The organism is Globicatella sanguinis, assembly GCF_002847845.2.
Lineage (GTDB): Bacteria > Bacillota > Bacilli > Lactobacillales > Aerococcaceae > Globicatella > Globicatella sanguinis.
In genome coordinates this window covers 2,521,585-2,534,351 of the sequence record NZ_CP126962.1, presented here as the reverse complement: position 1 = coordinate 2,534,351, position 12,767 = coordinate 2,521,585, and the positions used below count along the sequence as shown (strand labels likewise).

Annotated in this window: 16 protein-coding genes and 1 tRNA gene; 3 read left to right on the top strand and 14 right to left on the bottom strand. The window is 32.9% G+C overall.

The window, feature by feature from the left end:
- Nucleotides 1–171: 171 nt before the first annotated feature.
- The 9 genes from CYJ72_RS11180 to CYJ72_RS11140 all read right to left on the bottom strand — a co-directional run bounded on the left by CYJ72_RS11180 (nucleotide 172) and on the right by CYJ72_RS11140 (nucleotide 5,038).
- Entirely contained in the window at nucleotides 172–702 is a 531-nt protein-coding gene (locus CYJ72_RS11180) for a Gx transporter family protein (RefSeq protein ID WP_071408215.1), read from the bottom strand.
- 102 nt (nucleotides 703–804) lie between these two features.
- Nucleotides 805–939, bottom strand: a complete 135-nt coding sequence (locus CYJ72_RS11175) for a hypothetical protein (RefSeq protein WP_284629865.1) — start codon at nucleotides 937–939, stop codon at nucleotides 805–807.
- A 131-nt stretch (nucleotides 940–1,070) separates the two neighbouring features.
- Nucleotides 1,071–1,142: transfer RNA gene (locus tag CYJ72_RS11170), tRNA-Arg, on the bottom strand.
- Between the two features lie 247 nt (nucleotides 1,143–1,389).
- Nucleotides 1,390–2,100: a hypothetical protein gene (locus CYJ72_RS11165; protein WP_071408206.1), complete on the bottom strand. Its 711-nt coding sequence runs from the start codon at nucleotides 2,098–2,100 to the stop codon at nucleotides 1,390–1,392.
- Between the two features lie 110 nt (nucleotides 2,101–2,210).
- The gene (gene cbpB / locus CYJ72_RS11160) at nucleotides 2,211–2,711 is read right to left on the bottom strand and encodes a cyclic-di-AMP-binding protein CbpB (RefSeq protein WP_071408207.1); all 501 of its coding nucleotides are present in this window, start codon (nucleotides 2,709–2,711) and stop codon (nucleotides 2,211–2,213) included.
- Nucleotides 2,708–3,226 (bottom strand): YfcE family phosphodiesterase, encoded by a 519-nt coding sequence (locus tag CYJ72_RS11155; RefSeq protein WP_071408208.1) that lies wholly within the window; start codon nucleotides 3,224–3,226, stop codon nucleotides 2,708–2,710. The genes cbpB and CYJ72_RS11155 overlap by 4 nt, the downstream gene beginning before the upstream one ends.
- Nucleotides 3,223–3,837, bottom strand: a complete 615-nt coding sequence (locus CYJ72_RS11150) for an XTP/dITP diphosphatase (protein WP_245631272.1) — start codon at nucleotides 3,835–3,837, stop codon at nucleotides 3,223–3,225. Before CYJ72_RS11150 ends, CYJ72_RS11155 begins: the two co-directional genes overlap by 4 nt.
- Nucleotides 3,800–4,648: a glutamate racemase gene (racE, locus tag CYJ72_RS11145; protein ID WP_101814033.1), complete on the bottom strand. Its 849-nt coding sequence runs from the start codon at nucleotides 4,646–4,648 to the stop codon at nucleotides 3,800–3,802. Before racE ends, CYJ72_RS11150 begins: the two co-directional genes overlap by 38 nt.
- Nucleotides 4,649–4,777: 129 nt before the next feature.
- Nucleotides 4,778–5,038, bottom strand: a complete 261-nt coding sequence (locus CYJ72_RS11140) for a hypothetical protein (protein WP_066125220.1) — start codon at nucleotides 5,036–5,038, stop codon at nucleotides 4,778–4,780.
- A gap of 453 nt (nucleotides 5,039–5,491) precedes the next feature.
- Between CYJ72_RS11140 and CYJ72_RS11135 the strand changes: the two genes are divergently transcribed.
- On the top strand, nucleotides 5,492–6,730 hold the full coding sequence (locus CYJ72_RS11135) for an IS256 family transposase (protein ID WP_066127251.1): 1,239 nt from the start codon (nucleotides 5,492–5,494) through the stop codon (nucleotides 6,728–6,730).
- Nucleotides 6,731–7,304: 574 nt separating this feature from the next.
- On the opposite strand, the gene CYJ72_RS11130 is transcribed toward CYJ72_RS11135, so the two are convergent.
- The 3 genes from CYJ72_RS11130 to CYJ72_RS11120 are packed head-to-tail and all read right to left on the bottom strand — an operon-like array spanning nucleotide 7,305 to nucleotide 8,516.
- Nucleotides 7,305–7,700 (bottom strand): hypothetical protein, encoded by a 396-nt coding sequence (locus CYJ72_RS11130; protein WP_284629863.1) that lies wholly within the window; start codon nucleotides 7,698–7,700, stop codon nucleotides 7,305–7,307.
- A 23-nt stretch (nucleotides 7,701–7,723) separates the two neighbouring features.
- Nucleotides 7,724–8,011, bottom strand: a complete 288-nt coding sequence (locus CYJ72_RS11125) for a hypothetical protein (protein ID WP_284629862.1) — start codon at nucleotides 8,009–8,011, stop codon at nucleotides 7,724–7,726.
- Between the two features lies 1 nt (nucleotide 8,012).
- Nucleotides 8,013–8,516, bottom strand: coding sequence for a hypothetical protein (locus CYJ72_RS11120; RefSeq protein WP_284629861.1), 504 nt, complete (start codon nucleotides 8,514–8,516; stop codon nucleotides 8,013–8,015).
- Nucleotides 8,517–8,784: 268 nt separating this feature from the next.
- Here CYJ72_RS11120 and CYJ72_RS11115 point away from each other — a divergent pair, with 268 nt between their 5' ends.
- Complete coding sequence (locus tag CYJ72_RS11115) at nucleotides 8,785–10,023, top strand: IS256 family transposase (RefSeq protein WP_066127251.1); 1,239 nt, start codon at nucleotides 8,785–8,787, stop codon at nucleotides 10,021–10,023.
- Nucleotides 10,024–10,299: 276 nt separating this feature from the next.
- Here the strand turns inward: CYJ72_RS11115 and CYJ72_RS11110 are convergent, their stop codons facing one another.
- Nucleotides 10,300–10,542, bottom strand: coding sequence for a hypothetical protein (locus CYJ72_RS11110; protein ID WP_284629860.1), 243 nt, complete (start codon nucleotides 10,540–10,542; stop codon nucleotides 10,300–10,302).
- An 881-nt stretch (nucleotides 10,543–11,423) separates the two neighbouring features.
- Here CYJ72_RS11110 and CYJ72_RS11105 point away from each other — a divergent pair.
- Nucleotides 11,424–11,645, top strand: a complete 222-nt coding sequence (locus CYJ72_RS11105; protein WP_284629859.1) for a hypothetical protein — start codon at nucleotides 11,424–11,426, stop codon at nucleotides 11,643–11,645.
- A gap of 703 nt (nucleotides 11,646–12,348) precedes the next feature.
- Here CYJ72_RS11105 and CYJ72_RS11100 read toward each other — a convergent pair.
- Nucleotides 12,349–12,765 carry an RNA polymerase sigma factor sigma-70 region 4 domain-containing protein gene (locus CYJ72_RS11100; RefSeq protein ID WP_284629858.1) on the bottom strand — a complete coding sequence of 139 codons (417 nt, stop codon included), beginning with the start codon at nucleotides 12,763–12,765 and terminating at the stop codon, nucleotides 12,349–12,351.
- Between the last annotated feature and the right edge of the window lie 2 nt (nucleotides 12,766–12,767).

The window sequence follows — 12,767 nt, the reverse complement described above, 5'->3', positions numbered from 1 at the left end:
ACTTCCTCCTAAAATTAATACACAAAATAATTCCTTGATAATTATAGCACAAACAAAATAGCGATTCAATCTGTTTTGATGTTTTTTTCACATACTTATTCAAATACTTGATATTTAAATATGTTTTTGAATAAAAAAAAGTAATGATATCTCAGGCTTGATATCATCACTTTATTCATTTATCGTCAACCAATTAATTTGTGATTTAGATTGCATTAAATCATCATGATAAACACGTAAGACTGAGATTTTGTGCAAAAGTAAATTACCGGCAAAACCAACCGCAAAACCAGCTAGAATACCGCTAATAGATAAAATCGGAAGATAATTTAAAACTGCCCAAGATTGTGCAAGAATTGCTGCCATGCCTAATTGCCCGACATTATGAGCAATCCCTCCCATGACCGATATTCCAACAATACTCACTCTTTTAGGCCCTAAATACTGAATTAAAATCATCACAAGGTAGCTCAACACGCCACCAGCCGCACTATACATGAAAGTAGATAACGTTCCGCCTAATAAAGTAGTTAATAAAATTCTAATAGCCACAACTTGAAAACTATATTTTTTAGGTAAGGTAAAAATAGCAATAATCGTAATCAAATTGGCTAATCCTAATTTTGCACCAGGAGCAAAAGCGAATGGTGATGGAATAAAGCGTTCAATTAGACCAATTACCACCCCTTGTGCTGCTAACATCGCAATATATACTAATAGATGATACTGACCTCTTTTCAAACTCGATTCCCCTTTTTGCTTACTTATCCAACAGAAATAATTGTCTCTAACTGAATTTGATACTTATTGGTTAGGCTTAATATAGATACCCTTGAGATTGTTCAAACTCTCTTTGACTGTTTCGGCTTTGACTTCAACCTCTAATTCCTTGACCGTTGGAGTCACTATCATGAAATCATCTTTTAAATTTCTCCCCATTTTTTTCTTTCCTTTCATCCTATTTTTATTCTAGCCCAAATAGGTTCGGAAAAAGCACTAAGACCCACTTTTCATAACATTTACAAAAGCATATCTGTCAATGTTTTAAAGCCCAACATTAAAAAATAATACATCGCCGGAGGGAATCGAACCCCCATCACAAGAACCGGAATCTTGTGTGATATCCATTACACTACGGCGACATTACAAAAAATCTTTAGTATTTACTTAATCAAATCGAACTATTGTGACACTGCATTAACAACTTCATATAATCGAAATGATGTTCAATCAACTTGAACTTAATCATTGTACCAAAATCATGATGAATTTTCAATTGATGTTATCAAACGTTTTTAAACACTCATGAAAAAATTTGATTACACTATTTAAAAAAGGGGAATAGTTTATTGAAACCATTAACCCCTTTTTATCTAATATCATAAAATATTATGGTGCATAGACATCGTTATAAACTTCATATAATGATGTTTCAGCTATGGAATTGCCTTGACTATCTACTCTTTCAATACAGATAATCCCATATTTTGGTGCTAAGTAATACCACGTGGCACTTCCATCAGCATAACCTGTTTCTTCAATTGCCACCACTTCCTGATAAATGACACCATTCTTCTCATAAGTTGGTAAAATTGTCTTAACAGTTCGAAGATATTCATTATGATAGCCGGAATAATATTGATAACCGACTGTCATATTACTCGATAAAATAAGTGATTCTTGACCACTATTCACAAGGTTAGAATAACGTAAATCTTGAACTTCCCCATAATTCTCAACATGACCCAGTTCATATAATCCATTACTGCGCTGTTGATAAACATAAGCCATTGCTTGATCATTCATTAAAATAGCCACTTGAAAGAGACCATTTTCATCTGGAGTATATTCTAAGATTGTATATTGACTCTCATAATTATTACCAAATCCTGAATATTGATAATTATTAAACTGAGAATAAGGTATATAATCAGAAAACGTGCCTGAAATAGCAGGTAGTGAAGTTTGATTTAATTGAGGGTCATGTCCATTTTCCTGGGCAGCAATCGGTCCAGTTAGTATAACAGAAAGCACTCCCCCTATTATGGAAGCAAAAAGCACACGCTTAAAAATATCTTTTATAAAAAAATGCATGCTCATTAGCCACCCCTCTTTTCTTTTTCTTCTATACACTCATTATAACATAATCAAATAAAAATGTGATTGAGTCTATCAAGAAAAAATCTTGAATAAAGTATGAAGATAGTGAATTAAGAAATTAAATTCTCAGAAAGTGTTAGCTTCACTAATAGTTCTTTTGATTTTTCAGGAATGGATATTTCATGTAAAAAATGATTGATTCGTTTCAATAATTCTCGTCGCGTAATAATCCCTTTGAAATTACCCTCATGATCAATCATACAGATAAAGTTTTGATCGACTAAACGGTGTAAGATCTTTTCAAAAGGTTCGCCCTCAACAATCGTTACAGGGTCTTTTTCCATGACATCTCGTATTAATATTTGATCCATTTTTTCAATTTCAATCGCCTCTACTGTCGTCACAGCATTAATCATCATCGGCATATTAATCAATCCCATTAATTTTGACTTAGTTGATAATACGGGAATCATGGAATATTTAACAGTCGAAAGAATTAACATCCCGTGACTTAAAGTATTGGTATCTAACACATGTGCTACATTATCAGCTGGTATTAATAACTTTTCAATAGGGTCCACAATTTGTTTTTCTAATAATGGATCAATCATTGACGCTCAAACACTTTCGTTAAATCGGTTAATAAATTCATAGAATCATCGTAGAACTCTACTTTATATTGCGTTGGCGTGATTTCCAAAATCGCATAGGTTTTATATGGAACTGGTCCACGAGAATGATTCAAACTGCCCGGATTAATCAATAACACTCCATCAACATATTCTGCATATAATTGGTGAGTATGTCCATGAAAAACAAATTTTGCATTGATATCTTTTGCTTCAGCTAATAATTCTTCATAACCACTATTCACACCATTTCGATGACCATGAACAACCAGTATATTTCCTGCTGAATTTTCAACTATCCGGCGATTAAAGTATTGTGGATCAAAGTCCATATTGCCTGATACAACCACATCAACCTTGTCCCAAATAGGATCGTCAGCTGGAAACTCAGAATCTCCACAGTGAAGAATTAGTTCCACTTCTGGACGATAATGTTCGATTAAATTATTTAATTTTGACCATCCACCATGATTGTCACTTATAATTAACCATTTCACTTACTATTCAACTCCTCTAACCATTCTGGCATTGCAGCCATCAATTTTTTAATCGCTTTACCACGATGACTAATCTCATTTTTTCTTTCAGCGGTCAGTTCAGCAAAAGTTTTCTGCTCACTTTCTACATAAAAAAGTGGATCATAGCCAAATCCTTCAGTTCCTTTTATTTCCTCTAAAATGATACCGTCAGCTTGACCTTCTACAACCAATGACGGCATCTTTGGATGAGCTAATACGAGACAACAAGTAAAATGTGCATCACGATGACTGTTGCCTTTCATATCGTTCAGTAACTTTTCATTATTCAAAGCATCATTACCGTGTTCGCCAGCATATCGAGCACTGAAAACACCCGGACGACCGTCTAATGTATCGACAGATAAGCCAGAGTCATCCGCCAAAACCATTGTATTTAACATATTGGCGATGGTTTCAGCTTTTAAACGTGCATTCTCTTCAAAAGTACTCCCTGTTTCTTCTACTTCTTCGATTTCTGGATAATCTAATAATGAGGTTACCTCTATCTTAAAATCATCAAATAATTTTGCAAACTCTGCTATTTTACCTTTATTATGACTCGCGATTAGTAGTTTCGACAACTTGATCACCTTCTATTTCACATTTTTTAATTGTTAGATTCGGCATATTTAACCAAGTTGTTGCCACCTCAGCAAATTTATCTTCTTCACCTGTAGTATAAACTTCGATCGTAGCCGGTCTATTTTTAGTGTCATGTGCTGAACGGCTAATATTGTAATAATCTAACATGGTACTGACTTCATTAATAGTTTCAACACCAGAATCAATTAAACGAACCTCTTCACCCATATATTCTCCAATAACTTTTTTCATAATCGGATAATGAGTACATCCTAAAACCAAAGTATCAACATCTTTTTCCTTAAAAATGTTCAAACGCTTTTCAACAATTATTTCAGTTTCGAGATCATTTATTTTATTTTCTTCAACAATCGCAACAAATTCTGGTACTGGCACACTCATCACTTTCAAGGAATCGGCTTTTTCTAAGATGACTTTCTCATATAAATTGGATTTAATAGTACCTTCAGTACCAATAATGCCAATTCGTTGATTTTGCGTTTCTTTTATAGCAGCCCGGCTACCAGCATGAATTACACCAATTACAGGGATAGATAATTGTTCTCTTAATTCACTCAATGCAGCGGCTGTTCCTGTATTACAGGCAATGACTAACATTTTAATTCCTTTATTTAATAAAAAACGGGTAAGTTGCCAAATAAATTTCTTAACTTCCTCTAAAGAACGTGGTCCATAAGGACATCTAGCACTATCCCCTAAGTATATAATGGATTCATTTGGTAATTGCTTGAGACTTTGTTTAACAACTGTTAAACCGCCAAATCCGGAATCAATAAATCCAATTGGTAATTCTTTCAATAATATACCTTCTTTCTTCGCATGTTGAATTAAATGCGCTCAAATTAAATTATATAACAAATCACTAGTTTTTCATAGTCAAGAAGATGCTACTAAAGACGGATTTTGTGACTCAGTATTGTTACGTTTTTAGAGATATCCAATATAATAAGTATAAATTTTATTATTGTAGTAAATTTTTTTAAACTCAAAACTATGTTCAAATCCATCTTTTGTTTCATGACGAAATAAAGTATAAAAATTGTCATCTGTTAAATTAATAATTCTCACAACCAAGGCACACATATTATCCCAATTAATATAAAAGTCTACCGGTTTGGCAAAACGGAGATAATCGTGTACAAATTTCTCTTGATTGATCATTTTTTCCTCAAAATATAAATCATACATACTATCACCTTACCCTTGTTAGTTACAAAACTAACACAAAATAACTTATTTGTCTAGAGTAAAATAACTTTAAATCAAGCGAGTATTTTAATTTTCTTATTAAGGGCTCTTTGTCAAATTCCGTGACCCACACCATTTGACAAAGAACTAGAAAAATACATCCAATTTTAGCCATAACGTATTCAAAACGTATTCAAATAAAAAAGAACCACATAGAAACATTGATATTTCAACATTTCTATGTGGTAAATTAAGATTAATATTAACCTAATTTGTTTGTAATGATAAATAACACTAATTAACATTGGTACAAAATAGCGTATATATAAAGGAAGAAAACTTTTTTACATAGCGTAAAATATCTTGTGTAACCTCGGAGTCTCCCTGGAAAAAGAGACCTCTTTTTTGTAAGATTGTAATAACAACAAAACAATCACAAACAGGAGGTCCCTCATGAAAGATTTTAACACAAAATTAATCACAGCACTAGCACAAGGTGAATCGGTTCATGAAATATTTCGTCAAGCTTTAGAAGAAGCTATTAACCTACTCCTCGAAAGCGAAAGAACGGTTTTTCTTAATTATGAGAAATGGGAAGTGAAAGGCTACAATACCGGCAATTCAAGAAATGGTTATTATTCCAGAACATTAACGACAGAATACGGTAAGCTACAGCTCAAAATACCAAGAGATCGATTAGGTCTGTTTGATATTAAAACGATTCAATGTCTTCAACAAGCCCCTAATCACTTAGAAGAGATGATCATTTTAATGTATCAAAAAGGTGTGACAACACGCGATATCTCAGACCTCATTGAAAAAATGTATGGTCACCACTATTCGCCAACGACTATCTCTCATCTTTCTAAAACATTTGAAGAAGAGTTAGCTGCTTACCGACAACGCCCTATTAAGCAAGACTATGTTTGTCTATATTGCGATGCCACCTTTATCCCTGTAAGACGTGGGAGTGTGTCTAAAGAAGCTGTCCATACCATTATTGGAATTGATGCTCAAGGCTATAAAGAAATACTCGATTTTCAAGTCTATCCGACAGAGTCCTCCTTGCACTATCGTGAAATGCTACAAGACCTAAAACAAAGAGGGCTCGAAAATGTGTTTCTCTTTGTGTCAGACGAATTAACAGGCTTAGCGGAAGCGTTAACCAATGAGTTTCCAATGGCCCTTCATCAAACCTGTTGGACTCATCTGCTGAGACATTTCGCCATGAAAGTACGGGTGAAAGATCGTCAAGAAGTATTAGAAGGGCTAAAAAAAGTCCCTAAAGCTGGTAGTATCGTAGAAGCCACGCGCTTACTTAATGAATTTATTCAGACTTGGAAAGGGACTTATCCAAAATTGGTAGAACAATTAAGACGAAAAAAGAACCTTTTCTCGTTCATGCATTTTCCCAAAGAGATATGGCCATCACTTTATACAAACAATCTATCCGAGGCCTTTAATAAGCAATTGAAGAAGCGAACGAAAATTAAAGAACAATTTCCACATGAGGCGTCCCTAGAAAAGACAGTCTATTGTTATGTCATAGAATATAATGCCAAGTTCGCAAATCGTATTCATAAAGGCTTTGGGAAGGTTGCATTTGAACTTCAACTGCTGATAGATCTCAAAAGGCCGGTTAATGAATTCAACTTAAGAAGAGAAACAGAAAAATCCTCAAGTATCATGTGAGGCTTAACTAGCGCCCTTCGGTTGCTGGCCTTGCCTTTTAGATGGATTATCTTGTTGAGAGGAAGTACAAGTTCACTGGTCGTTATGATAATTCATCTAAAAGGCAAGGTGAAATTCAATAAATAGTTATTAATTATATTACAATCTTAATATGCAGGTTACACAAAATATTTGACACTACCCTTTTTTAGTTAACACAAAATAACAACTGATAAGTAATTACTTTATCAATTACTTATCACTAATCCACGACCAAGTGAAATTATAAATAGTTGTATATTAACTTAAGCAACTAAATAAAAAGTTACATCAATACAACTACTGTTCATACAAATTAATGACGGCACGACTCAATTCTAAATACTGTCCATCTTATACTGTCACAAAACATAAACTTGAAAATCAGCGAAAAAGAAATTATTATTTTGGTTTAAATTTAATGGATTCGTAATATCACCTCGTTAGTCTATATGCTGACGTCCACCTGAACAATTGACAATAAATAAAATTAAAATTTTCTAGATAATAAACACAAAAAATAAACCTACCTCGTCATGAGATAGGATTTTGAATACTACATTTGTTTATCTTCAGTAAATGAATTAGTATTGATTGCTGGTAAAACTATAGCATTTTCATTATCTAAAGAACTGACTATAGACATAATCATTCTTAAATATGGGAAAAGTATTGCAGACCCATTTACTCTCAAATATTCAGAAGCATTTTCCTTATCGTAAACTGTAAAAAAGCCTAAAATTGATATTTGTAAGCTTCTATTATTTCTTTCATCAAAAATAATAGATTCCATTTTGAGAATAGCCTCATCTTTTTCTTCGAACAATCTTACTTCAAGAGAAATTTCTTTATCTCTCTCTCTTAAACTTTCAAATTGCTCTTCACTTTCATATGTTTTCAATTCAATGTTAGAAATTCTGTACCCATCGAAGTTGATTACTGGTTTTATCACTTTACAAACCACCTATCTCCAAATTAAGCAGCTAAGCCTAATTTTAGATTTAATATTTCTTCTTTTTCTTTATTAACTGAATCAAAAGTCATTGATAAATATTTAGTTTCTTTGTTTATTGCAACATCTAAAACTTCAACATCCACTAAAGAGTTATTAACTAATTTAAAGGTATCATAATCAATAATAGTTTGATAATGACTTTCTTCCATTAAATTTCTTTTAAATTCAATTTCTAATTGATCTAGAAAGCCATCTACATTGTTTAATATTTTATATTCTAAATCTTTAAGTTTTTCTAATACACTCATTTTAATTCACCTTTTCTATTGTGCTATAGTCAATAATCTGATTTCCACTTTCTTTTATACAATAGATTAATTTATTTTTATTTGTTAACCGTGATTTTTTCAATAATTTTGTCTGCGGAGTTTTTGGATAAAAGCCCATAACTTTTACGATATTTAAATCAAGCATTTCGGAAATTTTATCAATTTTATCCCCTATTGAGGCTTGGGATATTATTTCTCTTGTATTCATTCCTTCAATAATATTGTTGACAGTCTTTTCAATTTCTAAATCAGTAAGATCTAAAATTTCCGATTCATCGTATGATGCAATTAACTTAATAATTTTCTTATTATTCCCTTGATTTTTCCAATAAATTGCATTTCCTTTATTATCCCAAAAGTACATCCCTTTTCCACACCAATTTGCGTCGTCATAATGATTACTTATAATCAAATTACGTTTAGTTATAAATTCATTAATAATATCTGGGTGGTTTGCATGATAAAGTATTGTATTTAATTTCAAACAACCCCTCCTAATAGATACTATTAATTAATAATATACCAAAACTAGTACGCTTTGTATATATTTAACTATTAATAATTCAAAAAATTCATTATTTCACCTTTTTTTGGTATTATTGTATATCAATATATCAAAAACCACCATTAAATGCTAGGTGGTTTTCATAGCGTAAAATATCTTGTGTAACCTCGGAGTCTCCCTGGAAAAAGAGACCTCTTTTTTGTAAGATTGTAATAACAACAAAACAATCACAAACAGGAGGTCCCTCATGAAAGATTTTAACACAAAATTAATCACAGCACTAGCACAAGGTGAATCGGTTCATGAAATATTTCGTCAAGCTTTAGAAGAAGCTATTAACCTACTCCTTGAAAGCGAAAGAACGGTTTTTCTTAATTATGAGAAATGGGAAGTGAAAGGCTACAATACCGGCAATTCAAGAAATGGTTATTATTCCAGAACATTAACGACAGAATACGGTAAGCTACAGCTCAAAATACCAAGAGATCGATTAGGTCTGTTTGATATTAAAACGATTCAATGTCTTCAACAAGCCCCTAATCACTTAGAAGAGATGATCATTTTAATGTATCAAAAAGGTGTGACAACACGCGATATCTCAGACCTCATTGAAAAAATGTATGGTCACCACTATTCGCCAACGACTATCTCTCATCTTTCTAAAACATTTGAAGAAGAGTTAGCTGCTTACCGACAACGCCCTATTAAGCAAGACTATGTTTGTCTATATTGCGATGCCACCTTTATCCCTGTAAGACGTGGGAGTGTGTCTAAAGAAGCTGTCCATACCATTATTGGAATTGATGCTCAAGGCTATAAAGAAATACTCGATTTTCAAGTCTATCCGACAGAGTCCTCCTTGCACTATCGTGAAATGCTACAAGACCTAAAACAAAGAGGGCTCGAAAATGTGTTTCTCTTTGTGTCAGACGAATTAACAGGCTTAGCGGAAGCGTTAACCAATGAGTTTCCAATGGCCCTTCATCAAACCTGTTGGACTCATCTGCTGAGACATTTCGCCATGAAAGTACGGGTGAAAGATCGTCAAGAAGTATTAGAAGGGCTAAAAAAAGTCCCTAAAGCTGGTAGTATCGTAGAAGCCACGCGCTTACTTAATGAATTTATTCAGACTTGGAAAGGGACTTATCCAAAATTGGTAGAACAATTAAGACGAAAAAAGAACCTTTTCTCGTTCATGCATTTTCCCAAAGAGATATGGCCATCACTTTATACAAACAATCTATCCGAGGCCTTTAATAAGCAATTGAAGAAGCGAACGAAAATTAAAGAACAATTTCCACATGAGGCGTCCCTAGAAAAGACAGTCTATTGTTATGTCATAGAATATAATGCCAAGTTCGCAAATCGTATTCATAAAGGCTTTGGGAAGGTTGCATTTGAACTTCAACTGCTGATAGATCTCAAAAGGCCGGTTAATGAATTCAACTTAAGAAGAGAAACAGAAAAATCCTCAAGTATCATGTGAGGCTTAACTAGCGCCCTTCGGTTGCTGGCCTTGCCTTTTAGATGGATTATCTTGTTGAGAGGAAGTACAAGTTCACTGGTCGTTATGATAATTCATCTAAAAGGCAAGGTGAAATTCAATAAATAGTTATTAATTATATTACAATCTTAATATGCAGGTTACACAAAATATTTGACACTACCGTGGTTTTCAATATAATTCTTTAATTTCAATTTTGAGGATCATTTCATAGACTTACACCCATCTACATTTTTCTACCGCTCTTAAAAGTGACATTTAAACTTTACCTTTGATGATAAACGTGCCACCACCTCTAATCTGAACTCCTTCTGTTAAAACTGTTGGTATGATATTCTTGCTACTCCGATTTTTTTTGCTTTTGTATGTTTCAGCACGTTTTGAAGCAATCAATTCGGCTTTGGTTTTCTCATCACTTGAATTCCATTCTCTTAAAAGGTAACGAATCTTTTTTCGTAAATATTCACGTTTCATATTATCATTACGTTGTCTATACGTCATTTTTTCACCTCTTTCACCTTATTTTTTATGGGGATGGGGGCGATGAGGTATAGGGCATTCACTCCTAAATGTATACTTGTGTCTACATTTAACTCTTTCGCCACTTTCATATATCGGTTAGCGTATGCTCTTGTAATACCAATGGATTCTACCCACTCAACAAACTCACCGTGAGTTTAAGTCTATTCTCCATATTATCAAGTTAAAACAACAATACCCCACCAATATATGATGGGATATACGTTAGTTTCATGATAGATTGTCCGTCTATCGTTCTGAAATGGCCTTAGAACGTGGATTTAAGCATGCACTTATGCTAATGAAGCCATTTATTTGTTGTTTGTATTGTGGTTGTCAATTCAGTTTTCAATAACTATTTTATTTTAAGAATTAAGTTCGTTAACTAATATTTCAATCGTATTATTAATAATAACGGTGATTTTTATTTCTATTCCTAGTTAATTAGAGTATATATTGATTTTAGGATACAGTTGATTTGCATAGAGCGTTTCTCTACTGCGTGAGCCACTGTACTAATCAATTGGTACACGTTTACTGTCAGTGTTACCGTAAAAATGTTATCTATGCTAAATCGCTTTTTTTGCTTGATGATACCATTCTACAAATAGATTACTTTACAAGTAATGCTTTTCTCTTTACCATTCTACTTCTTTATCTGATTCAAGGATTTCTTCGATTAAGATTGCTGCTATTTAAAAAGTTCGTTCAATATCTTATTTTATTCTTCTTTTGTCATTGCCATTATTACTTACTGCGTTTCATATAAAAGTTATTTAATCCACTTGACCTGATGAGTAAATATACGCATGTAGTTATTGTTTCATCATGATATACTTTACTATGGAAGGAGGTGAAACAATATGGATTTTTCAAATATAAAACACGTGATAGAAATAACATCTGAAGGAAATACATCTTTAATCGACAGTTATTTATCTGAAGGTTGGCAGCTACTACACGTTGGAACTGCAGTAGCAGATATTCATAACAATCAGTTGTATTACTCAGTTGTCTATGTGTTAGGTACAGACGATGAAGATTTGTTTAATAAAAATTTAAAAGAATTAAATGATTTGATTTAGTGTTTATTTCGATAGTTCTTCATCTGCTAAATGGAGAACTATATTTTTTCATAATAATTCAAGCCATTTAATAACTCCATACAATTCAGAAAGCCGATATTTATCCATAAATATTAAACTTCCTAATCAATAAAATACTGATTTCTATTTTCAATAGATTACAATTAATATGACGAACCATATCATAATTTTTAAGAAATTCATTGTAAATGTATTCTTACCTCTCATAATAGCCCCTAATCCCCTAGAGCCAAATCAGTAAAGGCTTTGAGGTTATTAATTGCATATGTAGTTTTTCCAGAACCTATTAATCCACATAAGAATACTACTGTTTTAACCATGATTATTCTCTCGCTTCTTCTTTCGCTGATAGTATTCTTGTTTTTGAGCTAAAATCTTTTCGCGTTTTTTCTCGTATCGCTCTTTATCTAGCTTTACCCTGCATTCCTTACACCTAGAATCAAATCCTGTTTTGCTTTTTTTCTTTACGTGAAAGTTAACTTCAGTTAACTCCTTGTCGATACCACATAATATGCACTTCAAAATTTTTCAACTCCTTAATTTGGTTTCTCTCTCACGCGAAAAAATGTACAGTGCGGCATGAAGGTCAGAGCGCCCGGGGGAGGGGGTGGTATGCCCCCTCTTGTCTACTAACCCCCTAGTGCGTTCCAATTGATTAAAACAATTGTTTTTAAAAAAATAATTAAATATTTAAATTATTGTACTTATCTATTAAATCAACAAACTCCATTAAGATTGTTAGCCTTAGTCGTACGTATCCATGGGAGTACCCCATTGCATGGGCAATCTGGGAGTTTGTTTTTCCTTTGATATACTTCAACTTTAAAATCATTTGATCTTTCTCATCAACTATATTTAGTATTTGTTGTGTCTTATTAATTGTTTCAATATTATATTTCAGTTCCTTTGATAGGCTTTCTATCCTGCCTCTTAGCTCCTCATCAGTTGGTATCGGGAGTAAGTCCCAAAACAATTCATTAATATCCTCACGGTTATCCCTACGGTCTAATTCTAGAATGTCTTTTGCAATCTTCCACTCTAGTAATCGGTTATCAAATTGCATTTGCTTATAACCTTTTAATAAATCAAATAAATTCATAG